We start from the raw sequence: 26,052 nt of genomic DNA on the forward strand, positions 1-26,052 counted from the left end.
CTCCTAGCTGGACTGGCCGACGAGTTGCGTTGTGGCAACACTATCAACGGGCTTGCGGACGGCCCAGCGTTTGAGCGCGACCACTGCCAATGCCGAGATCACAGTTCCCACCGCGATGGACAAGGCAAACATGCCCAAGTTGCCGATCGCGAAGAACACGAAGAATCCGCCGTGGGGCGCCTGCGAGGTCACATGGAATGCCATGGTCATGGCACCTGTGACGGCGCCGCCGAGCATTGCTGCAGGGATGACGCGCAGGGGATCGGCCGCTGCGAACGGGATGGCGCCTTCGGAGATGAACGATGCGCCCAGCAGCCATGCGGCCTTGCCATTTTCACGCTCGGCCAGGGAGAAACGCTTTTTGTCGATGGTGGTGGCCAGTGCCATGGCCAGTGGGGGAACCATTCCGGCAGCCATGACTGTTGCCATGATTTCCCACGGGGCCTGGCTGGCAAGGGTGCCCGCGCCCAAACCGGCCACGGCAAAGGAGTATGCAACCTTGTTGACGGGGCCGCCCAAATCGAAACACATCATGAGTCCCAAGATGATGCCCAAAACCACAGCGGACGCCCCGGTCATGCCGGTCAGCCAGCTGTTCAGTGCCACAGTGAGCGCAGCAATGGGTGCGCCGAGGAACAGGAGCATGGCGCCGGAGGCGATGATGGAGCCGAGCAGCGGGATGATGACGACCGGCATGAGGCCGCGCAGCCAGCGCGGAACGCTCCAACTGCCGATCCAGTACGCGGCAAGACCGGCCAGGATGCCGCCCACCAGACCACCGAGGAAGCCTGCGTCCATGAACACGGCAATCGCACCTGCCGTGAAGCCGGGCGCAATGCCGGGCCTGTCGGCAATGCCGAAGGCAATGTAGCCGGCCAATGCGGGGACCAGGAAGCTCATGGAAAGCTTTCCGATTATGAAGGCGACAGCACCCAGGTACGTGAGCAGTCCGCCGTCGGGCAGGTTGAACAGGCTGTTCTGCAGGACAACGTCCTGGGCAACATCTGTGATGTCGTAGCCGCCCAAGAGGAAGCCCAGAGCGATCAGCAGACCGCCACCGGCCACAAACGGGATCATGTAGCTGACACCCGTGAGCAAGACCTTCTTGATCTTGGTGCCAAGGTGCTCATTGGCGGCGCCAGCCTTTTGTTCGGCTGATTCCTCGGCGCCAAAGTGCGGCACCTTGTGCGCGTTTGGATTCGTGGCGGCCGCAAGTGCCTCCTGAATCATCTTGGCCGGTTCATCAATGCCGCGCTTCACAGGAGCGTTGATCACTGGTTTGCCGGCAAAGCGCTCCTTGCCGCGAACATCCACATCCACGGCAAAGATCACGGCATCCGCTGCGGCAATGATCGCCGGATCCAACGGGGTCACCGCGCCCGAGCCCTGCGTTTCAACCTGCAGGTCAACGCCGGCCTCCTGGGCGGCCAACACCAAGGAATCGGCTGCCATGTACGTGTGGGCAATGCCTGTGGGGCACGCCGTCACGGCAACGAGCCGCAACGGGCGCGGTGCAGCCTGCGGGGCCGCCCCGGCTTCACCGGCAATGGAAACCCCGCCCGCTTCGCGGACGCCCGAAGCCGCTCCCGGGTCCTCATTGCCGGTTTCGCCGGGGGCGGCAGCCGCAGTCGCGCCTGCCGCCGGTGCGGTTGTTGCCGCTGCCTTTGGCTTGTCGGCCAGCGCTTCCGCGACGAGGGCTACGATTTCGGCCGGGGTTTCCGCTGCACGCAGGGCTGCTGTGAAGTCCTTTTTGATGAGTGAGCGGGCCAGCTTGGAGAGCAGTTTCAGGTGCTCGTTGTCTGCACCTGCGGGAGCTGCAATAAAGAAGATGATGTCGGCCGGGCCGTCTTTGGCGCCGAAGTCGACTGCGGGGTTCAGGCGTGCCATGGCGAGGGTGGGTTCCAGGACTGCCTCGGATCGGCAATGCGGGATGGCTATGCCGCCGGGAACACCCGTGGCAGTTTTTTGTTCGCGGGCCAGGGCGTCGGCGAACAAACCTTCAACGCCGGAGGCCCGGCCAGAAGTAGCAATGAGTTCGGCGAGGTGGCGGATAACGTCGGTGGTGTCCGTGCCCAGATTGGCGTCAAGGAGCACCAAATCGGTAGTGATGAGAGTTGTCATGTCAGATCTCTTCGGCTGAGGCCAGAGCCGTCACGGTGACGGCGGCGGGGTTGGTTTGTGCAAGGGCCGGAACCATGGTTCCGGGGAGAGAAGCTGCGGCCGCCCCATGGGCCACTGCTTGCTGCAGGCAGGCTTGGGCGGAGTCTCCGCGCAAGGTGCTCAGCAGATATCCGGCCAGGGCACTATCGCCTGCGCCGACTGTACTTTTTGCTTCGATGGCGGGGCCGCGCCCATGCCAGCTGCCTTCTTTAGTGACCAAAACGGCACCCTTGGAGCCAAGGGTGGCCAGGACTGCGCCAACTCCCTGACTGATAAGTGAGGATGCTGTGTCCGCTGCCAGTGCAGGATCGGATTCCAGCTCGGGTCCATTGCCGGTGCCTGCCAGCTCGGCCAGTTCCTCACCATTGGGTTTGATCAAGTCCGGGGAGCTGCGCAGGCATTCGCGCAAAGGTGCACCTGAGGAGTCAACGGCAATCCTTGGGGCGGTGGTTCCGTGCGCCGCACGCACCGCGTCAATGACGGTGGCGTAAAAATCGCTGGGCACCCCCGGCGGGAGCGAGCCGGCAAGCACAAGCCAGGAGGCGCCGTCGGACTTTTCAACAGTGAGTTCCAGCAACGCCGCAACATGCTCCGGTGTAAGTGTGGGGCCGGGCTCGTTGACTTTGGTGGTGGTGCCGTCAGGCTCGGTGATGGCCACATTGCTGCGCAGTGCCGCGCCGATGGGCAAGGTGAGGTGCCCGATGGCTTCCACGGACAAGGCGCGGACAACGGCGTCGTCCGGATCTCCCGGCAGCAGGGCCAGTGCCTCGATGCCGGACGCAGACAGGGCCCGGACAATGTTCACGCCCTTGCCGCCCGGGTGCTGCGAGGCGGAGTGTGCGCGTTGAACCTCCCCTCGTTCCAGTGGGGCAGCCAGCTCAATGGTGCGGTCAAGGCTCGGGTTGGGCGTCAGGGTGAGGATCATGCGATCACCACATCAACGCCGGCTGAGGCGAGGGCTGAGGCCAGTTCCGGGCACGGTTCGGAGGTGGTGATCAAGGTGTCGATCTCCTCAAGGGTTGCGAAGCGAACAAGGGTTTCGGTGCCGAGCTTGGAGGCGTCGGCCAGGACCACCACTTGGCGGGCCGCCCTGACCATGGCCGTTTTGGTGGCCGCCTCAACGGGATCGGGGGTGCTCAGGCCAAAGTCGGCGTGGATGCCGTTGGCGCCGATGAAGGCGATGTCGGGGCGCAGTGCACCCAGCTGCTCTGTGGCACGGGCACCGACAACTGCGCTGGTCAGGCCCCTGACGCGTCCGCCCACAATGTCCAGCAGGAGGTGGGTGTTGGTGCTCAAGGAGGCGGCGGTGGGCAGGGAGTTGGTGATGACAAGCAGTTCATCCCCTGCCTTGGCGGGCGCCCAGGCACTCAGCCGCTCGGCGAGGGCAGCGGTGGTGGTGCCGGAGTCCAACAGAACCGAGGCCGTGGGTGCATGGGGGATCAGGGCCATGGCGGCGGTGGCTATGCGCTGCTTTTCGTCCAGGCGCTGGCTTTGCCGTTCAGTCAGGCTCAGCTCCGTTCGGGTGAGGCGGTCCAAGGCCACGGCGCCGCCATGAACGCGGCGCAGCAACTCTGATTCCTCAAGCGCAGCCAGGTCGCGGCGCACTGTTTCCTGCGTGATGGCGAACAGTTCAGCCAGCTCATTGACACCAACCCGGCCCTGGGCGCTGACGAGTTCGGCGATTTTCTGGTGCCGTTCCTCCGCAAACATGCGATTCCTTTCATAGCTCTTCTTAGTGCGCGTGACGAGCGTCACGGTGTTGTTTCACATGACTTTATCTGCGTTTATCTTTGATTGTCAACATGTTTCCCACATAAACACAGAAATTCGGGTGTTTGGCGGTGTGGCTGGTCGGCTCGACTCCACGCTTTTCCGGCTCGACTGCGCTTTGGCGGCTTGATGGCGGTTCGCAACCCGCCGCCAAGCCGCCAAAGCGCAGTCATGCGGACATCATGCAGTGGCAGCGCCGCGGCGATCAGTAGTCTTAGGCCATGGATACGGTTTTGTGGTCCCGCCCGGTGCATGAGCGGGCCGGCACGCCGCTGTTGCTGATGCTGCACGGCTATGGCTCCGACGAGACTCGCATGGGCGAGTTGTTTAGCCAGCTGCCACGCAGTTTTACGTGTGCAGCACCCCGGGCTCCGCTGGACGTTTCCGGCGACTACGGCTGGTTCCTCCTTGACTACTTTCTGAGCAATGACTTCGCGGAGGTGGTGGGTGCCGCCACTGCCGTCTTGAGCTGGCTGGACACGATGATGGCCAAGCACAAATTCAGTTCCGTATCAGTCCTGGGCTTCTCGCAGGGCATGGCCATGGCCACCACCTTGATGCGGCTGCGCCCGAAGATGTTTACCGCAGGTGTGGGCCTGTCCGGGTTTGTGTTGAAGAATGAACTGCTCGCCGCCATGGAACCGCTGACCACCCGGATCCCCTTCTACTGGGCCCACGACCGCGCTGACCTGGTCATCAACCGGGACGCCACGGCCTTCACGGCTGGCTGGCTCGCGGCAAACACGGATCTCAGCGACTCCGCCTACCGCGGTCTGGGACACACCATCAGTGCTGTGGAGATGAGCGATGTCTCAGCTTTTCTCACCGGCCATGTGCCCGGCTCGTTCGTGCCGCACACATAGTGCCCCGGCGCTGAGCAACATTCAACCAAATGGTTGATGGCAGTTGCCGTGTGCCTTCCTAGGCTGGAGTAAAGGCCCGCAGTGGGCCCACCAACAAAAGGGGTACAGCATGAAGAAGCTCTTCTATTCGGCATTCGGTTACATGGTCATTGGCGTGCTCTCGGGGCTGTTTTACCGTGAATTCACCAAGGGCAAGGATTTTGCGGGAACCACCCAGCTCTCCATTGTCCACACCCACCTGCTGACCTTGGGATTCATTGTCCTGTTGATTGTGCTGATCCTGGAAAAGCTGTTCACCCTGTCCGATTCAATGCTCTTTAACTGGTTCTTTTGGACGTACAACGCGGGTCTGGTCCTGACCGCCAGCATCATGGTGGTCCACGGCATCCTTCAGGTGGACGGCGTCACCGAGGTCTCCGCCGCAATCCCCGGGATCGCCGGATTGGGCCACATCTTCCTGAGCACCGGCATGGTGCTGCTGTTCCTGGCCCTGCGGACCAGGCTGTTTGGGGCCAATGCCCAGCACGACGCCGGAACTCCCGCAGCGCTCACAGCCTAACGTCCCAGCAGGGTCGAGTGTTCACGGCGGGCATCTAGTTTCCCCAGAGTGAACGTCTGGGCCATTGCCAGTTTGGGCGACTACCCTTGAGGCAAACACACGGCAGGGGATTCGATGGCACGTAAAGACAGCAATCACGGTGGTTTGATGCCCGGACCGGGCTTTGCCCAGTCGGCAGAACGGCACAACCCGGCGTTGGAAATCGCGGCGGGTGCGGCTTTTGATGAGCGGGGCCGCCCCAAACCGGCAGTTCACAGCATGCTGCTCAAAGCGGTGGAGGTGCAGCGCCCGCTGGTTCTGGCGAACTTGCGCCGGCTTCGCAAGCGTCATCCATACGCCACTGCCTTCGAGCTGAGCCAACGGCTGGAGCGCGATTTTCTCTCCGGCGTGGGAACCGGTGGCGCGGCCATTGGCGCCACGGCCATCATCCCGGGGGTAGGCACAGTTGCGGCCCTGTCCATCTCTGCCGCCGCCACCGTGGTCTTTCTTGAGGCGACGGCCTTGTACGCCCAGTCTGTCGCGGAGCTTCATGGGGTTCGGCTGCAGGACCCGGAAGCCGCACAAGTCACCGTCATGGCCATTATTTTGGGCGATGAAGGCATTGCCATGCTCCAGGGGTTGACCGGCCACGCACTGGGCAACGGGAGGACGCCCATGCAAACGTGGGGTAAAACGGTCACGAAGAGCGTGCCCCTGGCGGCAGTGAAGAGCATCATCGGGCCGATGCAGAAGCGGTTCCTGCGGAAGATGGCTGTCAAGGGCAGCGCGTCCGTGGTGGGCAAGGCGCTGCCGTTTGGTGTTGGCGCAGTAGTTGGTGGAGTGGGCAACTACATGATGGGTCGGGCCGTGATTGCCTCCGCCCAGCGCGCCTTTGGCCCGCCGCCCATGATGATTCCGCCGGAACTCTTGGCCGAACTTGATGCCGCCCGCAAGCCGCCCAAACCCCCGAAGGCACTGAAAATCAAGGGCCCGAAGCCGCCAAAGGAGTTCAAGAGCTAGAGCAGCCTGGAGCAAAGATGGGGCTGGTGCCCGCACCGCGCCGCCAGCCCCATCTTTGCTCCAGGCCGGCGCTTGCTCGTGCTGCCGCTAGCCGAACACCAGGGTTGCCACGGTGAAGATCGCCAGGCCGGCCAGGGACCCCACCACAGTGCCGTTGATGCGGATGAACTGCAGGTCCTTGCCCACTTGCAGTTCGATCTTCTCGCTCGTCTCCACTGCATCCCAACGCCCAACGGTGTCGGTGATCAGGGAGGTGATCTCGTGCTTGTAGGTGCCCACCAGGTAGGCGGCAGCGTCGGCTATCCACTTGTTGGCCTTTGCAGCCAGCTCGGGATCGTTAACCAGTTTGCTGCCAAAGTCCTGCACCGCCGCGGTGAATTTGAGGCGCAACTCGGAGTTGGGGTCTTCCACTGCGTCGGTCAGCGCCGACTTGATGGTGGCCCAGGTGCGCCCTGCCAATTCCCGGACCTCCGGGTCGCCCAAAACCTGGTTCTTCAGGGACTCGGCCTTGGCAATCATGGCCGGGTCATGCTGCAATTCCTGGGCCAGTTCCTTGAGGTATTCATCCAGTTTCAGGCGTACCTCGTGCCGGGGGTCGTCCTGCACTGCGCGGGCGAACTTGTAGATTTCGGTGTAGATTTTGTCCCCCACCAGTCCGTCCACAAACTGTGGGACCCAGCTGGGGGACCTTTCGGCAACCAGCCCACTGATGGTGGTGTGATTGGCCCGGATCCACGTGGTGGAACGGTCAACCAGGAGATCCACCAGGGCATGATGGTGGCCGTCGGCAAAGATCCGCTCGGCCAGTTTGCCAATGGGCGGGCCCCACGGCGGCTCAAGCACGTGCTTGCGCACCATCGCCTCGATGATGTCCTGGACGTCGTCGTCCTTGAGAACTGCCATGGCGCCGCGGATGGCGGCCGAACCTTCGGTGGCCACGCGTTGGGCGCTTTCCGGCTTAGCCAGCCAGGTTCCCACCTTTTGCGCGATCTCGGTGTTGGCCAATTTCTCCGAGACGACAGCTTCGGAGAGGAAATTGGTTTCCACAAAGTCGCCCAGGGATGCGCCAATCTCGTCCTTGCGGTTGGGGATGATGGCGGTGTGCGGGATTTTGATCCCCATGGGGTACTTGAACAGTGCGGTGACGGCAAACCAGTCGGCCAGCGCGCCCACCATGCCACCCTCGGCGGCCGCGCGAACGTAAGTCAGCCACGGATATTGGTGTTGGAAGGCAAAGGCGAAGAAAAAAACAACCGCCATGAACAGCAACAACCCCAGGGCGATGCGCTTCATGCGCCGCAGGGCAGCGGCCTTTTCCGCGTCGCGATTGCGTGCAGTGGCAGAAGTTGCTGTACCCAGCTGTTGTGTTTGCGCCATGCAGTAAGCGTAGCGTGGTGCCATGACGGTTCAGATCTACGCCCACCGCGGCTCTAGTTCCCACTACGCCGAGCACACGCGTGCCGCCTATTTACAGGCACTGGCCGACGGCGCCGACGGGGTTGAGTGCGACCTTCGCCTCAGTGCCGACGGTGCCTTGGTGTTGTTGCATGACGAGGACGTGGACCGGACCTCCAACGGGACGGGCAAGGTCGCGGAGCTGACGCTGGCGCAGCTGCGGGCTCTTGATTTCAGCAGCTGGCACGGGGCAGAGATCCCGTCAGCCTTTGGCACTGTGGCCACACAATTGCTGACTCTGCCCGAACTCCTTACGATCCTTGCCGGGGCGGGGCGGCCCGTGGGATTGGCCCTCGAATTCAAGTACGGCGCCACCTTTAATCCAGAATTGATTGACGCCACACTTCAGGCGCTGCGACTACACGGGTGGGACCAGAAGTCCTCCAATGCCGGATTCATCAACGTCTCGTTCATGAGTTTTCACCCCGATGCGATGACGTATTTGGCCCGGCAAGTCAGTGCCGGGCAGCTGTGCCAGCTCCTGGAAGAGGTGGACGTTGAAGACGTCCGTGAGGAACTGGAGGTAGGCCCCATAGTTGGCCACACCATGGCTTTTTTCATACGCCGGACCATGGCTGAGGCGGAAAAGCTGGTTGACGACGGCGTTGCCCAGCTCGCCGGACCCGGCGTCGAGTACCTGCGTGCCAATCCGGAAAACGCCGCGAGGTGGCTTGCCGCCGGGCGCACCTTGCGCGTGTGGACAGTGGACAGCGCCGAGGACCTGCAACTGTGCCTTGACGCGCACGTGGCCCAGGTGACAAGCAACAGGCCAGCAGAAATTCGAGCGCTGTTGGAGAATTACCCCGCGAGGCAAAATACACAGCTGGATCTTGACGCAATGTGATTGCATGGAGTCATGGCATCGCGAATTGAAGACTATGCACTGCTGTCCGATCTACACACAGGCGCCCTCATTGGCCGGGATGGGAGCATCGATTGGCTCTGTTTCCCGCGCTTTGACTCTCCGGCTGTTTTTACCGCGTTGCTGGGAACCGCGGACCATGGCCGGTGGCATTTGGCGCCCGCGCACCCCGAAGCGGCTGTGGAATACAGGTCCTACCTGGGGCGGACGTTTGTCCTTGAGACGCTGTGGCGTACCCCCACGGGCACCGCGCGCGTCACCGATTTCATGCCCGTGGGTGACCGCAGGGCCTCCATTGTGCGCCGCGTTGATGGTTTGAGCGGCGAAGTCCAGTTCAACGAGGAAATCACGGTTCGTCCGGGCTACGGCCAGGTGCTGCCCTGGGTGCGACGCGTGACCGAGGACGACGGCAGGGAAGTCATTGTTGCCGTGGCCGGGCCGGACGCCCTGGTGATGCGCGGGGATGAGCTGCCCCACGCCGTCGGCCATCAACACAGCGGGCTTTTCACTGTGCGGGCGGGGGAGCGGGTGGAGCAGGAACTGCACTGGTATCCCTCGCATCGGCCTATCCCGAAGGCGATCGACACAGATCATGCACTAAATCAGACATGCGCCTATTGGGAAGACTGGGCGTCCCGTTACAACCAGGACGGCAAGTACGCCGCCATTGTGGAGCGTTCCCTGCTGGTGCTGCGGGCGCTGACGCATGAGGACACCGGTGGGATTGTTGCCGCTCCCACCACATCTTTGCCGGAGGACTTTGGCGGCGCACGGAACTGGGACTACAGGTTCTGCTGGCTGCGCGATGCGGCGTTGACGCTGGAGGCGATGCTGACGCACGGCTACGCCGATGAGGCGCTCAAGTGGCGTGACTGGCTGTTGCGCGCCGTGGCAGGCAACCCGGAAGACCTGCAAATCATGTACGGGCTCTCCGGGGAGCGGGACCTGGCCGAAGGCGAGCTGAGCCACCTGCCGGGTTACGAGGGGGCCCTGCCTGTCCGGATTGGCAACGGCGCCGTGGGCCAATACCAGGCCGATGTTGTTGGTGAGGTGCTGGTGGCGTTGGAAAAGCTGCGGCTCGCTGGCGGGCATGAGGATCACTTCTCTTGGCCGCTGCAACAAGCCATGCTGGGCTTCATTGAGAATCACTTGGCTGACAAGGACCACGGCATTTGGGAAATGCGGGGGGATTTGATGCATTTCACCCATTCGCGCGTCATGATGTGGGCGGCTTTTGACTGCGCCGTTCGTGCTGTTCGCGACCACGGGTTGTCGGGGTCGGTGGAAAGCTGGGAGGCCACGCGGGAATTGCTGCGTGCCGAGATCTTGGCCTACGGCTTCAACAAGGAGCTCAATACCTTCACCCAGACGTATGGCGGGACCACAACTGATGCGTCCTTGCTGGTTATTCCGCAAGTGGGGTTCGTGGCCTACGATTCCCCGGAAATGCTCGGCACAGTGGCCGCCATGGAGGAGGAACTGGTGGGGGAGAAGGGGCTGATTCTGCGTTACCGAACCGACTCCGGAGTGGATGGGCTGGAGCCGGGGGAGCACCCGTTCCTGGCTTGTTCGTTCTGGTTGGTGGAGCAATACGCCCATTCGGGGCGCCGCCGCGAGGCCGTGGAGTTGATGGATACCCTGGTGGGTCTGGCCAATGAGCTGGGGCTGCTCAGCGAGGAATACGATCTTGGGCAGGACAGGATGGCCGGGAACTTCCCGCAGGCGTTCTCCCACCTGACCCTGGTGCGCGCAGCCGATGCCCTGCACGGCACGGAGCAGCTGAGCCTGGCCACGAATGCCATTCCCATTGTCCGCCGTGTGGACGCAAACCCGGACTTGGCCATACAGCGTGAAACCATGGGCCAATGAAGGCAAGTAACGTCAGCGCATGGGCCTTGGCCGCCCTCTTGGGTGCCAGTGCGGTGAACCACGTCCGCAATCCCAAGTTCTACTACCCCGTAGTTCCGCCCGTTCTCTGCACGGACAAGGCCGGTGAACTGGGCATCATGACGCGCCACCAGTGGGTGCTGGTCTCGGCAGCCCCGGAGGCCCTGGCCGCTGTGGGTCTCCTGCTGCCCGCAACCCGCAAGGCATCCGCCACCGCAACAGCGCTCATGTTTGCCGGGTTCACCGCGGGCCACGTTTCGGCGCTGCGCCGGGCCTTTGGCCCGGACGGGAGCAGCGAGGCCCGCCGCATCCATTCCGTGCGCCTGCCGCTGCAGCTGCCACTCATCGCCTGGGCGTGGAGCGTGCGCCGCGCATGAGGCTTTTTGATTCACCGGCGGCCAAGATTGGCGCCTCGATAGCCATCGCCACGGGACTCTACGGGGTGTCTTTCGGGGCGCTTTCGGTGGCTTCAGGGCTGTCCTTCTGGCAAACGGTGGTGCTGAGCCTGCTGCTGTTCAGTGGCGGCTCCCAATTCGCCTTCATCGGCGTGGTGGCTGGTGGCGGCTCCGGCGTGGCTGCCATGAGCGCTTCTGCGCTGCTGGGCATTCGCAATGGCATCTACGGTATGCAGATCAATTCCCTGTTGCGCCCCGCGGGGTGGCGGCGTTTTGCGGCAGCCCACGTCACGATTGACGAATCCACCGCTACAGCAACAGGCCAGACGGACCCGGAGGAGCAAAAACGCGGCTTCTGGGTGGCCGGCGTGGGGATTTTTGTGCTGTGGAACATCATGACGGCTGTGGGTGCCTACATTGGCGGCGCACTGGGCGACCCTAAACAATGGGGGCTCGACGGCGCTGCCGTGGCAGCGTTCCTGGCCCTCCTTTGGCCGCGCATCAAGGCGTTCCAGCCAGCAGCCATTGCCATCGTGTGCGCCCTGGCGACACTGCTGGCCATTCCCTTTGTTCCAGCCGGCGTGCCCATTTTGGTGGCAGCTGTGACGGCCGGCCTCATCGGTTGGTTCCGGCCCGCCCCCGATCCCGGCCATGACAGTGATGGGATGGAACCGGACATTGACCCCTACGCGCTCCACTCGGGCCACAGGGGCAACGCCAGCCACACGGGACACACAGGCAACGCCAGTCACGCGGACGATGCCGGGGACGGGGAAAAATCATGAGCTTGTGGTTTTGGCTGCTGGTTTCAGTGGTGCTGGCGTACGCCACAAAACTTGTGGGTTACCTGGTTCCGGCGAAGGTGCTGGACAGTCCGAGGATGTCGCACATTGCAGGAACCTTGACCATTGGGCTGTTGGCCTCTCTGACGGTGGTCAATGTGGCTGCCAGCGGCACAAATGTGGTTCTTGACGCCCGGGTGGGCGCCTTGGTGGCGGCAGCCGTTGTGCTCTGGCTCAAGGCGCCCTTTTTGGTGGTCGTCATTGCTGGCGCCGCCGCCGCTGCCCTGCTACGACTGTTGGGTTGGCCCTGAGCCGTACGGGGGCTGTGCGGGGTACTGCTGCGCACCGGGGTACTGCTGTGCGGCGGGATCCGGCTGGCCGTAATGCTGTCCGAAGGTGGCGCCTCCGTACTGTGTGGGGGCGTACTGTTGCTGGCCGTACTGCTGCTCATAGTACTTCTGCTCGGGCGTCCGGTAAGCCGGGCCCAGGTATTTCGCGTCCCCGTAGGAGAGGATGGCGGCAAAGACCACTGGGACAAAGATCAAGCCAACCGTGTAGGCCACATCCTTGCCGAAGGACTTGGCCAGGTCATTGAGCGTGAGAACGGTCCAGTAGATGCCAGCGTAGGGAATGAACTGCAACCAAAAGTTTGATTCCGGCCGCCCCGCAATCTTGACCATGATCCAGGTGTTGTAAAAGGGCACAAAGGCGGCCCATTTTGGCTGCCCTGCCTTGCCGAACAAGCCTGCCCAGGCGAAGCCGCTGGCCAACCAGATGACTAAGAAAATGACGGCATAGATGCCCATGAACAAGGCAAAAATCCCCAGGGTTGCAGCTGAATCCATGGTGGGGTCGCTGTTGTAGGAGTAGTCGTATGGGTCCGGGGCTGGTGCCAGCGGAAGGGCAAGGAGAGAGGAAAGCATACCGGAAACCTTATCCGCACACAGCGGCAGCAGCCAATGGGCAGGAGTGCCCATAATGGAAGCGGAACAAGCACGCAAAAAGGCTAAACAGGAGATTCCCATGATCGTTGCATTTTCAGTGGCGCCCAGCGGCACACCCACAGACGCCCCCGCAGGAACCGGCGGCGACGCCTCAGTCCACACGGCAGTGGCGGCAGCTGTGAAGGTTGTCCGGGAATCGGGGCTGCCCAACCACACCAGCTCCATGTTCACCGAAATAGAGGGTGAATGGGATGAAGTCATGGATGTGGTGAAACGCGCAACCGAGGCAGTGGGCCAGTACGGTTCACGTGTTTCCCTGGTGCTGAAGGCGGACATCCGCCCTGGCCACACCGGTGAGCTCAGCGGAAAAGTTGCCCGGCTGGAAGGCGCGCTGGACACCATGGGTGAGTAACCGGCGTCGTGCTTCAAAGGCACCCTGAAATGGCACATGACGGGGGTCATGGCCGGGCGTAGCATTGCACCATGACTGGCCTGGAGCCGAACCACAGCATCCAAGGTGGCGCCCGGGCCATCACAACGCGCAAGTACCTGTTTGCGCTGACCGACGGCGGCGGCACTGTTCCACCGGAACTTGGCGTTGCGCGGAGGCTCGTGGACCGGGGCCACCACGTCACTGTCCTCGCCGATGAATCCATGGGAGGGCAGACGAGGGGCACCGGTGCGGCCTTCCTGCCGTGGTCAGTGGCGCCCACGGGTGAGCTGCGCGACTGGGAACGGCAATCCCCCATGAGCCTTGCCCGGAACACTGTGGAGCACATGATCACGGGGCCGGCGCCGGACCAGGCACGTGAGGTGGGGGCGGCCATCGAGCGGATTCAGCCCGGCCTGGTGCTAACCTCATTCTTCGCCTTCGGCGCCATGATTGCCGCTGAAGCGAAGCGGGTCCCCTTCAATGTGCTGCTCCCCAACACCTACGGGTTGCCGGCGAAGGGGATGCCGCCGGGCGGTGCCGGACTGGCGCCGGCGCATGGACCGCTCGGCCGGCTGCGTGATCAGGTGGCGCGCAGCGGCGTCAACTGGCTCTTCGACAGGTACGCACTCGCGCCAGTCAACGCTCTCCGCACCCAATACCGGCTCGACCCGATCGCGACCACGTTGAACCAAGTACAGCATGCCAACCTCCAGCTTATTCTGACCTCCCCGGCGTTTGACTTTCCGGGCGAACTGCCGGAAAACGCCCGCTATGTGGGGCCGGTTCTGGATGACCCGGCCTGGGCTGCCGACGTGAGCTGGACCGAACCACCTGGAGAAGGCCCGCTGGTGCTAGTTGCCATGTCCTCCACCTTCCAAAACCACCAGGCGTGCCTGCAGCGGATCATTGACGCGCTGGGCACCCTTCCCGTGCGGGGCGTGGTGACCACGGGGCCTGCCATCAAGGTGGAAGACCTCAGGGCGCCCGCCAACGTTTCGGTGCTTGCCGCAGCACCCCACGCCGAAGTCATGCGACACGCCAACGTGGTGGTCACCCACGGCGGCCACGGCACGGTCATCAAGGCGCTCGCTGCCGGGCTGCCGCTCGTGGTGCTGCACCATGGCCGCGATCAGGCGGACAACGCCGTTCGGGTGACGGCCCGCGGGGCTGGCATCGCTGTGCCGCGCCGTGCATCGCCCGGGCGGATCGCCTCGGCGGTCTCCACGGTTCTTGGCTCACCCGCCTATGCGGCAGCCGCGGTGGAGCTTGGCCGGGCTGTGGCGCTCGACGCCGACGCCGGCAACGCGCTGCTTCTGGACGCACTGGAGGGTTGAGCCCGCCGGCCGCTGTAGCCTTCGCCCCCTGTTGCCGCTGGAAAAAGAGTTCTACGCTGGGGGCATGGTTGAGCATCGCAGCAGCCCGGGCTGGATCAAGGTAGAAGAGTATTTGTCTGCCACGCTGGTGCACGGCGGGCCGGAGCTGGACGCTGTCATTGGCAGTATCGACGCGGCCGGGATGCCGCGGATCGAGGTGGCGCCCAATGCCGGGAAGCTGTTGATGCTGCTGGCCCGCATTCTAGGGGCCAAACGGGTGCGGGAAATTGGCACGCTGGCCGGGTTTAGCACCATTTGGCTGGCACGTGCCCTGCCCAGCGATGGCCACCTCACCACCTGTGAATACCTCCCCGAGCACGCGTTGGTGGCGCAAAAGAACATCGACCGTGCAGGGTTTGGTGCCATGGTTGACATTCGGGTAGGTGCCGCGCTGGACACGCTGCCCACGTTGCTGGGTGGGAAACCCTACGACTTTGTGTTCATCGATGCGGACAAGGGCAACAACGTGGCATACCTGAAATGGGCGCTCAAGCTGACCCGCCCCGGCGCCGTGATCGTCCTGGACAACGTGACCTGGGAGGGTGCCATCCTTGAACCCGGGGGTGACCCCGATGCTGCGGCCATCCGGGCGTCACTGGAATTCATGGGTTCCAGCGATTTGCTCGACGCCACTGCCATTCAAACAGCAGGCTCCAAGGGCTGGGATGGGTTAGCGATCGCGGTGGTGCGCTAGGGCTGGACTACTCTGGAAGGCGTGACTATCTCGCTGCCTGCTTCCGCCGTCCACCACATGATGGCCCACTGATGGGGCGCCAGCGCACGCCCAAGAATGTCCCGGTTGAGCCGGAAGCGGGCGTCTTGGGGCCCGTGGCCGGAACCTTCGCCACCGATACCGGCACTGCAGAGCTGATCCCCGACGGCGACAACCCCAACGGCTGGTTGCTCATGCTCAACGGGGTGCAAAGCTCGCATGTGGACCTGGCAGATCCGCTCCGCCTGGATTTTGAGTACATGCGCTGGATCATGGCCCTGGTGCAGGACAGGTGGGCGGCGGGGGAGAAGCTGAAGACCCTGAACCTTGGTGGCGCCGCGTGTTCCATGCCGCGCTTCTTGGTGGCCGCCTACCCGCAATCCCGCAACGTGGTGGTGGAAATTGATGGCAAATTGGCCAACTATGTCCGCGACTGGTTTGAGCTGCCGCGTGCCCCTCTGCTTAAAATCCGGGTGGGCGAGGCCCGTGAGGTCACGGAAACACTCGCCGAAGCCAGTCGCGATTTGATCATTCGAGACGTGTTTTCCGGTGCCAAGACACCGCATGCCCTGACCACGGCGGAGTTCACCGCAACCGCCCGTAAGGTGCTTATTCCCGGTGGCGTATATGTTGTCAATTGTGGCGACTCCCCTGCCCTGGTGACTGCCCGCCGCGAGGCTGCCACCATCGCCGCGGCCTTCACCTACACAGCGATCATTGCCGATCCGCCCATGCTCAAGGGCCGCCGTTCAGGAAACATCATCATTGCCGGAAGCGACGCGCCCCTGGGCGACGGCGCCGGGCTGGCCCGGGTCCTGCTGGGCGGGGCCATGCCGGCACAGCTGTGGGACGACGCCAAGGTGCGCCAGTTCGGCCGCAGCGCAGTGGTCCTGACCGACGAGTAGACGGTTGGGGAGGGTGTCAGCGGCGGGCGGGTGCCGCCGTCGTCCGCTCCACGGGGGACGATTCGTCAACCAGCACCGCACGTTCGCGGCCCGGCCCGCGCACCCACAGTTTGTTGGCGATGGCCAGCAGAACCAGCCAGATGCCGCCAACGTAGAGGGCAACGCGGGTGTCCGGGTAGATGCCCAAAAGCACAATCACACCCACCATGAACGCACCAGTGACCATCGAAGCCAGCGGCCAGAGGGGGACAGGGAAGTTGGACGGCGCCAAGTCCTTGCGGGCAATTTCGCGTTTCATGGCCACGTGTGAGGCCAGGATCATGAGCCACACCCACACCGTGGCGAAGGTGGCAATTGAGGCGATGAGCAAGAAGACGTCCTCGGGGATGGTGGCGTTGAGAACCACACCCACCAGCAATACGCACGTCATGAGGACCACTGTCATCCAAGGGACGCCGGACCGGGAGATCTTACCGAAGACGGCGGGTGCGTGGCCTTGCTGGGACAGGCCGTAAAGGACCCGGCCGGAGCCAAAAATGTCGCTGTTGATGGCGGAAAGGGCTGCCGTGATGACAACAGCGTTGAGGATATGTGCCGCCAGGGGAATGCCCAGCGAGTCAAAGATTTGCACGAAGGGGCTGGTGTCCCCGGTGATTTCATCCCACGGGATCAGCATCATGAGCACGCCCAGCGTCAGTACGTAGAACAGCAAAATGCGCACAGGCACAGTGTTGACGGCTGCCGGTATGGATTTGGCCGGGTCTGCAGCCTCGCCGGCCGTCACGCCAATGGTTTCGATGCCGCCAAAGGCAAACATCACCACGGCGAACGCTGCCAACAGGCCCACCCAGCCGTTGGGCATAAATCCGCCGTGGTCCACAAGGTTATTCAAACCAGCAACAGTTTGGGCGCCCTCCATGTGGAAGCCAAACACGATGATGGCTACACCTCCTGCGATCATGGCAATAATTGCCGAGACCTTGATGAGGGAGAACCAAAACTCCAGTTCGCCGAAGACCTTCACACTGAGCAGATTGATGGCTGCCAGGAAGAAGATGATGGCCAGGACCCAGATCCAGCGCGGGACGTCGTTGAACCAGAAGCCCATGTAGATACTGAACGCTGTCACGTCGGCAATGGCCACAATGGCCATCTCAAAAACGTACGTCCAGCCCGTGATGAACCCGGCCAACGGGCCCAAGTACCGGCTGGCGTATTGGCCGAAGGAACCGGAAACGGGATGGCGAACGGCCAATTCCCCGAGGGCGCGCATCACCATGAAGACGGCCGCGCCGGCAATGATATACGCCAAAAGAACTGCGGGACCGGCCTTTTGAATGGCACTGGAGGACCCGTAGAACAAGCCCGTGCCGATGGCCGAACCCAACGCCATGAAACGGATGTGGCGGGCGTTCAAGCCACGTTTGAGGACGGAACCATTGGTGTTCATGCGTGAGCTTTCTAACACAGTGGGCAGCCGTAGCAGGGGAGTCCTGCGCCACTAAAGGGGTGGGCAGTGGTGGCTGGCGTCACTTTATGGGGTGGTTTTATGCTGAAAGTGCCCAAATTTGCCCAAGAATCTGGGATTTCAGACTGCAATATTCTATATTGAGAAAAGACTGCTGGCGATTTCGGTGTACAACTAGGAAGCCATGACAACCACTGCACGGACGCCATCCAAAGTACCTGCCGCAGAGAACACCCTGCGCATCCTGAAATTGCTGTCCTCCAAGCGAGGGCCGTTGGCAGCATCCACCATTGCAACCACCCTCGATTTGCCGCGCTCAAGTGTTTATCACCTGCTGGGCGTCATGGAGCAGAGCGGCTTTGTCATGCACCTGCACGAGGAACAGCGCTACGGACTGGGAGTTGCGGCTTTTGAGCTCAGCAGCGCCTACTCACGCCAGGAACCCCTGTCACGTTTGGGCCGGCCCTTGCTGGCGTCGCTGGTGGACAAGATTGGTGAAAGCGCCCACCTTGCAGTGCTGCATGGACGCGATGTTCTCTACATTGTCGAAGAGCGTGCCAAACACCGGCCCTCCCTGGTGACGGATGTTGGCGTGCGGCTGCCCAGCCACCTGACAGCCAGTGGCCGCGCCATTCTGGCCGCCCTGCCCAAATCCCAGGTCCGGGCCCTGTACCCCAATGCGGCCGCGTTCAGCTCCCGCACCGAGGTGCCGGACCCCATCGGCAAGTACTCAACTCTCTCGGCGCACCTCGATCAGGTGCGGCTGCGCGGCTACTCAACGGAGAGCGGCGAAGTTACCGATGGTTTCGCCTCCGTGGCCGCGGCCGTAACGGACCACACAGGCTGGCCCGTGGCGGCCGTTGCCGTGACATTCCTCGAGGAAAAAGTGCCCGCCGCGCAGTGGCCGGCACTCGCTGAGCGGGTCTCCAGGGTGGCTGCGGAGCTATCCACTAGGATTTATGGGCGCAACGAGCGGTAAATCCGGCACGGGGCCGCAAGAATGGTTGTGCGATTCGCCTGCCGGAGCAAATGACGCCGAAACGGTCATCCGCTGCTGATATATCAACAGCGGATGACCGTTACTGCGTCACGGAGGCTTCAGTGGTCCATTGCGAGCCCACAGGTGTGAGGAGTCATGCCGGGAATGCCCGGGAAATTGGCGCGTCTGGAATGCCGGACAGTGCACGCAAGAAGGGGCAGACTTCCGCGCCATAACAGGGAATAGTGGCAACTAAGCTCATTCCCGTCGCGCAAAGGATCCACCATGAACAATGCTGTTCTCCCCGAAAATGTAGTTCTTTCCTCCTCCGGGGTCACCCCCGAGGACGTCATCGCCGTGGCCCGTCACAACGCCAAGGTGACCATCAGTGCGGAGGCGCTGGCCGGCGTCGCACAGGTCAGGGCCCACATCGACAAGCTGGCCAATTCCGAAACCCCCGCCTACGGCATCTCCACCGGCTTTGGTGCCCTGGCCAACCGCCACATCCCCGCCGACATGCGCACCCAGCTGCAAAAATCACTCATCCGCAGCCACTCCGCCGGGATGGGGCCGGCCGTGGAGCGTGAGGTGGTGCGCGCGCTGATGTTCCTGCGTGCCAAGACTTTGGCCAGCGGCCGCACAGGTGTGCGCCCCGTCGTCGTGCAGACCATGGTGGACGTGCTCAACGCTGGCATCACGCCGGTAGTTCGCGAATTTGGCTCGCTCGGTTGCTCGGGCGATCTTGCCCCGCTGTCCCATTGCGCGCTGGTGCTCATGGGCGAGGGCGAGGCTGCCGGCCCGGACGGTGTAGTCCGCCCCGTGCCGGACTTGTTCGCCGACGCCGGCATCACGCCCATTGAACTTGCCGAAAAGGAGGGCCTGGCCCTGGTCAACGGCACCGACGGCATGCTGGGCATGCTGCTCATGGCCATCGCCGATCTGCGCCTTCTACTGACGACGGCGGACATCACCGCCGCGCTCAGCGTCGAAGGCCTGCTGGGCACCGATCAGGTATTCGTGCCCGAGCTGCACATGGAATTGCGCCCGCATCCCGGCCAGGCCGCCAGTGCAGAGAACATGCTGCGCGTGCTGGCCAATTCACCCATTGTGGCCTCGCACCGTGAGGGCGACACCCGAGTGCAGGACGCTTACTCGCTGCGCTGCGCACCCCAGGTGGCCGGTGCTGCGCGCGACACCGTTGACCACGCGCTGATGGTCGCCACCCGCGAACTTGCCGCCTCGATCGATAACCCGGTGGTGCTGCCCGACGGCCGCGTGTCCTCCAACGGCAACTTCCACGGGGCCCCGGTGGCGTACGTCCTGGACTTCCTCGCCATCGTCTCCGCCGACGTCGCCTCCATTGCCGAGCGCCGCACCGACAGGATGCTTGACCCTGCCCGGTCCCACGGCCTGCCCGCCTTCCTGGCCGGCGATCCCGGCGTCGACTCGGGCCTCATGATCGCCCAGTACACCCAGGCCGGGCTGGTCTCGGACTCCAAGCGGCTGGCCGTTCCCGCGTCAGTGGACTCCATCCCCAGCTCCGCCATGCAGGAGGACCATGTTTCCATGGGGTGGCATGCCGCCAGGAAGCTCCGCCGTTCCGTGGAGAATCTGCGTCGTGTGCTTGCCATTGAGCTCGTCACGGCCACCCGCGCCATTGACATGCGTACTTCCCTGTCCGACGGCGAACTTGTCCCCGGTCCGGCCGGTGCGGCTGTCCTTGAGGTGCTTCGGGCAACCGTGCCGGGCCCGGGCAGCGACCGCTTCCTGTCCCCGGAGTTGGAGGAAGCCGACCGCCTGGTGGGCTCCGGCGCCATCCGTGCGGCCGCCGAAACGGCAACCGGCCCGCTGAACTAGTCCCCACCTGCTCCCACCGCTCGTGCCTCGCGAACGGGCAGTAGTTGTTGATGTTGGACGCTGACATCAACAACTACTCCCCGTTCGGGTGGCGGGGACTAGTTTGCCGCGAGCACGGCGTCGAGCAATCCCGGGAAGCGCAGGTTCAGTTCTTCGGTGCGCAGGCCGTTCAAAATGGATGTTCCGCGATATTGCTGGGAAATGATGCCGGCTTCGCGCAGTACGCGGAAGTGGTGGGTGGACGTCGATTTGCTCACGGGCAGCGCGAAGGCGATGCACGCCTGGTCGTCGTGGCCACCGGCCAATTGCGCCACAATCGTGCGTCGGACAGGATCGGCCAGGGCGGAGAGGATCGAATCCAAGCTCATCTGCTCCGGGGTTGGGTGCTCAAGGCTGCGTGCTGGACCCATGCTGTATTGCGCTCCTTTGCGAGCCGTTTGCTTGTACGAGATTCATCATACTACGATGAGGCTCGTACTAAGAAAATGATGCGCCAACTTTGGGAGATCCCCGCATGACTGAATTGTTCGAGCCCCTGACCGTCCGTGGAACCACCATCCCAAACCGCGTCTGGATGTCCCCAATGTGCACGTACTCCGCACTTTCGGACGGCTCTGGCGTCGGTGCTCCGAATGATTTCCACCTGGCTCACTACGCTGCACGTGCCGCCGGAGGTGTGGGCTTGGCAGTGGTGGAAGCGACAGGCGTGCTACCTGAAGGCCGCATTTCCCCTTACGATCTGGGACTGTGGGACGACGCCCAGATCCCCGCCCACCGCCGCCTGGCCGCAGCCATCGCCGACGCCGGAGCAGTGCCCGGGATTCAGCTGGCCCACGCCGGACGCAAGGCCTCGATGGAGCGCCCCTGGCTCGGCGGCGGTCCCGTCCCCGCTGCTGAGGGCGGCTGGCCCGTGGTTGGCCCCAGCGGCATTGCATTCCCGGGATATCCGGAACCTGCTGCCATGACCGTGGCGGACATTGCAACTGTTGTTGCTGCCTGGGCGGACTCGGCGCAGCGGGCGCTGGAGGCTGGCTACGAAGTGGTGGAAATCCACGCAGCCCACGGCTACTTGCTCCATTCCTTCCTCTCCCCGTTGAGTAACACCCGCACCGACAACTACGGCGGCAGCCTGGAAAACCGCGCCCGCATTGTCCTTGAGGTGCTCGACGCCGTGCGGGCCGTCTGGCCCGCCGACAAGCCGATTTTCTTGCGCATCTCCACCACCGACTGGGTGGCCGAGGATCCGGAAGACGGCAGGGCTGCCTGGACCGTGGAGGATTCCATAGTTCTTTCGCGCTGGGCCACCGACCATGGTGCCGACCTGATCGACGCGTCCTCGGGAGCCCTGGTGCCGGCCAGCATTCCGCACCGGGAGGACTACCAAACCCGCAATGCGGCGTTGCTGAAGGCCGCGAGCGGAACGTTGGTGGCCGCCGTCGGACGCATTACTGATCCCGCCACGGCCAGCGAGCTGCTGAGCAACGGCTCCGCGGATGCCGTCTTCATTGGCCGGGCTCTGCTGCGCGATGCCTCATGGGCCAACAACGCAGCAACCGTTCTCGGTGCCCGGGGCCGCTTCATGCGGCAGTACGACTACGCCGTGTAAGGTGCTCTGCGGCGCGAAAACACCTTTGAAAACACGGCTCCGGACGTAGCGTTGGGGAACAGTTTTTCACTCTTGCCATAGCTGGGTGGGGCGTGTTTAATGTTGGGTACCCCACTATTCAAACGTATATTCGAATGGGATGCTTCTCGTGAAACTGCTCCAACTGTCCCTGCGCCACGCCAAACCCTATTGGGCGTGGATAGCTGCCGTGCTTGTACTGCAACTGATTTCCACCATAGCGGCGCTGTACTTGCCCAGTCTCAACGCCCAGATCATAGACCAGGGCGTGGCCAAGGGCGACACCGATTTCATCTGGTCCACAGGCGTCACCATGGTGGTGGTCTGCTTTGTTCAGGTCATTACCGCGATTGGCGGCATCTACTTCGGCGCCCGCACGGCCATGGCCATTGGCCGCGATCTGCGCCGGGAGGTTTACCACCGGGTCAACGCCCTGGGCGCGCTGGATGTGAGCCGTTTCGGCACCGCAACGCTGATCACCCGCAACACCAATGATGTCCAGCAAGTGCAAATGCTGATCCTGATGACCCTGAACTTCATGGTCTCCACGCCCATCATGAGCATTGGCGGCATCATCATGGCGCTGCGTGAAGATGTTGGACTGTCCTGGCTCGTGTGGGTTTCAGTTCCGTTGTTGTTCCTGGTGGTTGGCTTTCTCGTGGTGAAACTGCTGCCATTGTTCCGGGAAATGCAGGACAGGATCGACACTGTCAATGGAGTCCTGCGCGAACAGATCGTCGGCATTCGGGTGATCCGGGCGTTCGTACGGGAAAAGTTTGAAGCCCAGCGCTACCGTGACGCCAACCTGTCCCTGACCCGTGTTTCGGTCAAGGTGGGAAACCTCTTTGTGCTCATGTTTCCCGTGATCATGATGATCCTGCACCTGGCCACCGCCGCTGTGCTGTGGTTCGGTGGGCAGCGCGTGGACTCGGGCCAGATGCAAATTGGCTCCCTCACGGCGTTTTTGCAATACCTGCTGCAAATCCTGGTGGCTGTCATGATGGGCGTGTTCATGGTGATGATGATTCCGCGCGCCGCCATCTCGGCCGAACGCCTGGACGAGGTCCTCTCCGCAGAACCCAGCATGAGAGTTCCCAAGGGTGCCCCGGCGCCTGCAAGTCACGGCGTCGAATTTTCCGGCGTCTCATTTGGCTACCCGGGGGCCGAGCGTCCCGTGCTGAACAACGTGAGCTTCACGGCAAGGCAGGGACAGACGACGGCGATTGTGGGCTCCACAGGGTCGGGCAAGTCGACGCTGTTGAATCTGATACCGCGCCTGTTCGAGCCGCAGAGCGGGAGCGTGAGCATTGGCGGGGTGAGTGTCAGCGATTTCACCCGGCCCCAGATGGCCCAGCTGGTGGGGTTGGTGCCGCAGAAGCCGTACCTGTTCTCCGGCACGATTGCCTCCAACCTGAAGTTTGGCCGGCCCGACGCCAACGATACCGAGCTGTGGGAAGCCCTGCGGGTTGCCCAGGCGAAGGATTTTGTCGAAGAGAAGCCCAAACAACTGAGTGCACCGATTGCCCAAGGCGGCACCAACGTTTCCGGCGGCCAGCGCCAGCGCCTGTGCATTGCGCGAGCCTTGGCGGCACAGCCGCGAATCTTCTTGTTTGACGATTCGTTCTCGGCACTGGATGTCGCCACTGACCAGCGTTTGCGAGAGTCCCTGCACCAGGCCACCAGTGGAGCCACCGTCATTATCGTGGCCCAACGAGTCTCCACCATCAGGGAGGCCGATCACATCATTGTGCTGGACAACGGTGAGGTGGTGGGTGCTGGCAGCCACGACGAACTCCTGGAACGCAATGAGACCTACCGCGAGATTGTTGAGTCCCAGCTGAGCATTGAAGGTGTTGCATAATGGCGCGCAAAGACAAGAACCAGGTGCCTGTGGAGACTGCTGCGCCAGACACAGTCGAGGAAGAGGAGCTTTACCCCGAGTACAAGCCTTCTGAATCTGACGGGGACATGTTCGGTGGGACTCCCGCCAAGAAGGCAGAGAACTTTTGGCCGGCGGCCAAAAGGCTTGTTGGCCTGTTGCGCCCCGAACGGACCATGTTCGCCGTGGTCCTGGTGTTTGTTGCCGCGTCGGTGGTTCTCACTGTCATCGCCCCGAAGATCCTTGGCGCGGCCATGGACGTCATTTTCAACGGCGTGATCGGCTCGCAGCTTCCCGCTGGTGTTCCACTGGAAACCCTGGTGGAAGCCCAGCGCGCTGCCGGCAACGGCCAATTTGCGGACATGCTGGCCAAGGCCAACGTTGTGCCCGGCGCCGGCATTGATTTCGTGGAGCTGAGCCGGCTCATAGTCATAGTGCTGGCCCTGTACTCGGTGGCCTCGGTCTTCATGTGGTTGCAGGGTTTCCTGCTCAATGCGCTGGTCATGCGCGTTGTCTACAAGCTCCGCGAGGATATTCAAGGCAAGCTCAACAAGCTGCCGCTGGGGTACTTTGACACCCGCCAGCGCGGGGACCTGATGTCCCGGGTGACAAATGATGTGGACAACATTCAATCGGCGTTGCAGCAGGCGTTCTCACAGCTGGTGCAGTCGGTTCTGACGGTGGTTGGCATCGGTGTCATGATGTTCATTGTTTCCTGGCAGCTGGGCCTGATTGCCCTCATCGCGCTCCCTCTCTCGGCTGTCATTGCCGGCGTGATTGGCTCCAAGTCGCAGAAACTCTTCGCCGCTCAGTGGAAGCAAACCGGCGCGGTTAACGGCCATGTTGAGGAGACCTTCTCCGGCCTTGAACTGGTCAGGGCCTACGGCCGTGACGAGGAGATGCTGGCAGAGTTCGACGAACGCAACGAACGCCTCTTCAAGGCGTCCTTTGGTGCACAGTTCGTCTCCGGCATGATCATGCCGGCCATGCAGTTTGTCGCCTACATCTCCTACGTGCTGGTCGCCGTCGTTGGCGGCGTGCGGGTCGCCACGGGGCAGATGACCTTAGGTGATGCCACGGCGTTCATCCAGTACTCACGCGAGTTCTCCCAGCCCATCGGTGAGATTGCCGGCATTGCCAACATGATCCAGTCCGGTGTGGCCTCCGCAGAGCGCACCTTTGAAATCCTCGACGCCGACGAGCAGGACGCCGAACAGGACTCTGATCTGTTGCCGGAGCAAACTGACGGGCATGTGCGTTTTGAGAACGTCTCCTTCAGCTACTCCCCGGAGACACCCCTGATCCGCGATGTTTCCTTCACCGTGGAGCCGGGACAGACAGTTGCCATTGTGGGGCCCACGGGCGCCGGCAAGACAACGCTGGTCAATCTGGTCATGCGCTTCTACGAGCTCACGGGTGGGCGAATCATGATCGACGGCGTGGACACCCGCGAGCTGTCCCGCGAGCAGGTGCGCTCCCAGGTGGGTATGGTGCTCCAGGATGCGTGGCTCTTTGAAGGAACCATCAAGGAGAACATCCGCTACGGCCGCCTGGACGCCACTGATGAGGAGATCATCGCCGCAGCCGAGGCCACCATGGTGGACAGGTTTGTGCGTCAGCTGCCCCAAGGCTATGACACGGTTGTTGATGCTGACGGCGGCACCGTCTCCGCTGGTGAGCGGCAGCTGATCACCATTGCCAGGGCGTTCATTGCCCAGCCGTCGCTGCTCATCCTGGATGAGGCCACCTCGTCCGTGGACACCCGCACCGAGCTGCTGGTTCAGCACGCCATGGCGGCGTTGCGCACGGACAGGACATCGTTTGTCATTGCGCACCGGCTCTCCACCATCAGGGATGCCCACACCATCCTCGTCATGGAGAACGGCGACATTGTGGAACACGGCAACCACGCCGAACTGCTGGCCCGCAAGGGTGCGTACTACGAGCTCTACAAGACGCAGTTCCAGGGCGGCCACGAAACCGACGAAGTGGCGGCCGAGGTCCACTGACTTGAACAACTAATAGGTAAACAGGGTGAGTTGGGCAGCTTGGGTGCGGGTGACCTCGTATCCGAGCTGCCCTTAGCACTTTAAGAGTCTGCTGGCGGCCATCTGTGTGGTGTAGGCAGCTTATGCGCCAGCCTGAG

General features: G+C 62.8%; 24 protein-coding genes. 17 read left to right on the top strand and 7 right to left on the bottom strand.

Annotated features, from left to right (window positions below; genetic code table 11):
* Positions 1–3: 3 nt before the first annotated feature.
* The 3 genes from CVS27_RS08490 to CVS27_RS08500 are packed head-to-tail and all read right to left on the bottom strand — an operon-like array spanning position 4 to position 3,870.
* Positions 4–2,121 carry a PTS fructose transporter subunit IIABC gene (locus CVS27_RS08490; RefSeq protein ID WP_103465296.1) on the bottom strand — a complete coding sequence of 706 codons (2,118 nt, stop codon included), beginning with the start codon at positions 2,119–2,121 and terminating at the stop codon, positions 4–6.
* 1 nt (position 2,122) lies between these two features.
* Complete coding sequence (locus tag CVS27_RS08495; RefSeq protein ID WP_103465297.1) at positions 2,123–3,085, bottom strand: 1-phosphofructokinase family hexose kinase; 963 nt, start codon at positions 3,083–3,085, stop codon at positions 2,123–2,125.
* Positions 3,082–3,870: a DeoR/GlpR family DNA-binding transcription regulator gene (locus CVS27_RS08500; protein WP_103465298.1), complete on the bottom strand. Its 789-nt coding sequence runs from the start codon at positions 3,868–3,870 to the stop codon at positions 3,082–3,084. Before CVS27_RS08500 ends, CVS27_RS08495 begins: the two co-directional genes overlap by 4 nt.
* Before the next feature lie 281 nt (positions 3,871–4,151).
* Here CVS27_RS08500 and CVS27_RS08505 point away from each other — a divergent pair, with 281 nt between their 5' ends.
* The 3 genes from CVS27_RS08505 (at position 4,152) to CVS27_RS08515 (ending at position 6,351) form a co-directional block, all read left to right on the top strand.
* Positions 4,152–4,793: an alpha/beta hydrolase gene (locus CVS27_RS08505; RefSeq protein WP_103465299.1), complete on the top strand. Its 642-nt coding sequence runs from the start codon at positions 4,152–4,154 to the stop codon at positions 4,791–4,793.
* 109 nt (positions 4,794–4,902) lie between these two features.
* Entirely contained in the window at positions 4,903–5,352 is a 450-nt protein-coding gene (locus CVS27_RS08510; RefSeq protein WP_103465300.1) for a DUF2871 domain-containing protein, read from the top strand.
* Between the two features lie 114 nt (positions 5,353–5,466).
* Positions 5,467–6,351, top strand: coding sequence for a hypothetical protein (locus tag CVS27_RS08515; protein ID WP_207767479.1), 885 nt, complete (start codon positions 5,467–5,469; stop codon positions 6,349–6,351).
* Positions 6,352–6,438: 87 nt separating this feature from the next.
* Here the strand turns inward: CVS27_RS08515 and CVS27_RS08520 are convergent, their stop codons facing one another.
* Positions 6,439–7,728 (bottom strand): DUF445 domain-containing protein, encoded by a 1,290-nt coding sequence (locus CVS27_RS08520; RefSeq protein WP_243400100.1) that lies wholly within the window; start codon positions 7,726–7,728, stop codon positions 6,439–6,441.
* A gap of 22 nt (positions 7,729–7,750) precedes the next feature.
* On the opposite strand from CVS27_RS08520, the gene CVS27_RS08525 reads away from it, so the two are divergent.
* Genes CVS27_RS08525 through CVS27_RS08545 form a run of 5 tightly spaced genes read left to right on the top strand, consistent with a single transcriptional unit; the run spans position 7,751 to position 12,043 of the window.
* Positions 7,751–8,650, top strand: coding sequence for a glycerophosphodiester phosphodiesterase (locus CVS27_RS08525; RefSeq protein ID WP_103465302.1), 900 nt, complete (start codon positions 7,751–7,753; stop codon positions 8,648–8,650).
* 12 nt (positions 8,651–8,662) lie between these two features.
* Positions 8,663–10,537 carry a glycoside hydrolase family 15 protein gene (locus CVS27_RS08530; RefSeq protein WP_103465303.1) on the top strand — a complete coding sequence of 625 codons (1,875 nt, stop codon included), beginning with the start codon at positions 8,663–8,665 and terminating at the stop codon, positions 10,535–10,537.
* Positions 10,534–10,932 carry a DoxX family protein gene (locus tag CVS27_RS08535; RefSeq protein WP_103465304.1) on the top strand — a complete coding sequence of 133 codons (399 nt, stop codon included), beginning with the start codon at positions 10,534–10,536 and terminating at the stop codon, positions 10,930–10,932. Before CVS27_RS08530 ends, CVS27_RS08535 begins: the two co-directional genes overlap by 4 nt.
* Positions 10,929–11,735: an AzlC family ABC transporter permease gene (locus tag CVS27_RS08540; protein ID WP_103465305.1), complete on the top strand. Its 807-nt coding sequence runs from the start codon at positions 10,929–10,931 to the stop codon at positions 11,733–11,735. Before CVS27_RS08535 ends, CVS27_RS08540 begins: the two co-directional genes overlap by 4 nt.
* Positions 11,732–12,043: an AzlD domain-containing protein gene (locus CVS27_RS08545; protein WP_103465306.1), complete on the top strand. Its 312-nt coding sequence runs from the start codon at positions 11,732–11,734 to the stop codon at positions 12,041–12,043. The genes CVS27_RS08540 and CVS27_RS08545 overlap by 4 nt, the downstream gene beginning before the upstream one ends.
* Here the strand turns inward: CVS27_RS08545 and CVS27_RS08550 are convergent.
* The gene (locus CVS27_RS08550; RefSeq protein WP_133159078.1) at positions 12,020–12,655 is read right to left on the bottom strand and encodes a DUF5684 domain-containing protein; all 636 of its coding nucleotides are present in this window, start codon (positions 12,653–12,655) and stop codon (positions 12,020–12,022) included. The two genes, CVS27_RS08545 and CVS27_RS08550, sit on opposite strands and share 24 nt — an antisense overlap.
* 100 nt (positions 12,656–12,755) lie before the next feature.
* Here CVS27_RS08550 and CVS27_RS08555 point away from each other — a divergent pair, with 100 nt between their 5' ends.
* From CVS27_RS08555 to CVS27_RS08570, 4 genes are all read left to right on the top strand, one after another.
* Positions 12,756–13,088, top strand: a complete 333-nt coding sequence (locus tag CVS27_RS08555) for a thiamine-binding protein (RefSeq protein ID WP_103465397.1) — start codon at positions 12,756–12,758, stop codon at positions 13,086–13,088.
* Positions 13,089–13,159: 71 nt separating this feature from the next.
* On the top strand, positions 13,160–14,443 hold the full coding sequence (locus CVS27_RS08560; RefSeq protein ID WP_103465308.1) for a glycosyltransferase: 1,284 nt from the start codon (positions 13,160–13,162) through the stop codon (positions 14,441–14,443).
* 64 nt (positions 14,444–14,507) lie between these two features.
* Positions 14,508–15,176, top strand: coding sequence for an O-methyltransferase (locus CVS27_RS08565; RefSeq protein WP_103465398.1), 669 nt, complete (start codon positions 14,508–14,510; stop codon positions 15,174–15,176).
* A 71-nt stretch (positions 15,177–15,247) separates the two neighbouring features.
* Positions 15,248–16,099 (top strand): spermidine synthase, encoded by an 852-nt coding sequence (locus CVS27_RS08570; protein ID WP_103465309.1) that lies wholly within the window; start codon positions 15,248–15,250, stop codon positions 16,097–16,099.
* Between the two features lie 16 nt (positions 16,100–16,115).
* On the opposite strand, the gene CVS27_RS08575 is transcribed toward CVS27_RS08570, so the two are convergent.
* Positions 16,116–17,549, bottom strand: a complete 1,434-nt coding sequence (locus CVS27_RS08575) for an amino acid permease (RefSeq protein WP_103465310.1) — start codon at positions 17,547–17,549, stop codon at positions 16,116–16,118.
* Positions 17,550–17,751: 202 nt separating this feature from the next.
* Between CVS27_RS08575 and CVS27_RS08580 the strand changes: the two genes are divergently transcribed.
* Entirely contained in the window at positions 17,752–18,546 is a 795-nt protein-coding gene (locus tag CVS27_RS08580; protein WP_103465311.1) for an IclR family transcriptional regulator, read from the top strand.
* Positions 18,547–18,831: 285 nt separating this feature from the next.
* Positions 18,832–20,403, top strand: coding sequence for a histidine ammonia-lyase (gene hutH, locus CVS27_RS08585; protein ID WP_103465312.1), 1,572 nt, complete (start codon positions 18,832–18,834; stop codon positions 20,401–20,403).
* A 98-nt stretch (positions 20,404–20,501) separates the two neighbouring features.
* On the opposite strand, the gene CVS27_RS08590 is transcribed toward hutH, so the two are convergent.
* The gene (locus tag CVS27_RS08590; protein WP_103465313.1) at positions 20,502–20,813 is read right to left on the bottom strand and encodes an ArsR/SmtB family transcription factor; all 312 of its coding nucleotides are present in this window, start codon (positions 20,811–20,813) and stop codon (positions 20,502–20,504) included.
* Between the two features lie 104 nt (positions 20,814–20,917).
* Between CVS27_RS08590 and CVS27_RS08595 the strand changes: the two genes are divergently transcribed.
* The 3 genes from CVS27_RS08595 to CVS27_RS08605 all read left to right on the top strand — a co-directional run bounded on the left by CVS27_RS08595 (position 20,918) and on the right by CVS27_RS08605 (position 25,915).
* Positions 20,918–22,009: an NADH:flavin oxidoreductase/NADH oxidase gene (locus tag CVS27_RS08595; protein WP_103465314.1), complete on the top strand. Its 1,092-nt coding sequence runs from the start codon at positions 20,918–20,920 to the stop codon at positions 22,007–22,009.
* A gap of 148 nt (positions 22,010–22,157) precedes the next feature.
* Positions 22,158–23,888, top strand: a complete 1,731-nt coding sequence (locus tag CVS27_RS08600) for an ABC transporter ATP-binding protein (RefSeq protein WP_103465315.1) — start codon at positions 22,158–22,160, stop codon at positions 23,886–23,888.
* The gene (locus tag CVS27_RS08605) at positions 23,888–25,915 is read left to right on the top strand and encodes an ABC transporter ATP-binding protein (RefSeq protein ID WP_103465316.1); all 2,028 of its coding nucleotides are present in this window, start codon (positions 23,888–23,890) and stop codon (positions 25,913–25,915) included. Before CVS27_RS08600 ends, CVS27_RS08605 begins: the two co-directional genes overlap by 1 nt.
* Positions 25,916–26,052: the final 137 nt, after the last annotated feature.

It is taken from the genome of Arthrobacter glacialis (genome assembly GCF_002909445.1).
GTDB lineage: Bacteria > Actinomycetota > Actinomycetes > Actinomycetales > Micrococcaceae > Specibacter > Specibacter glacialis.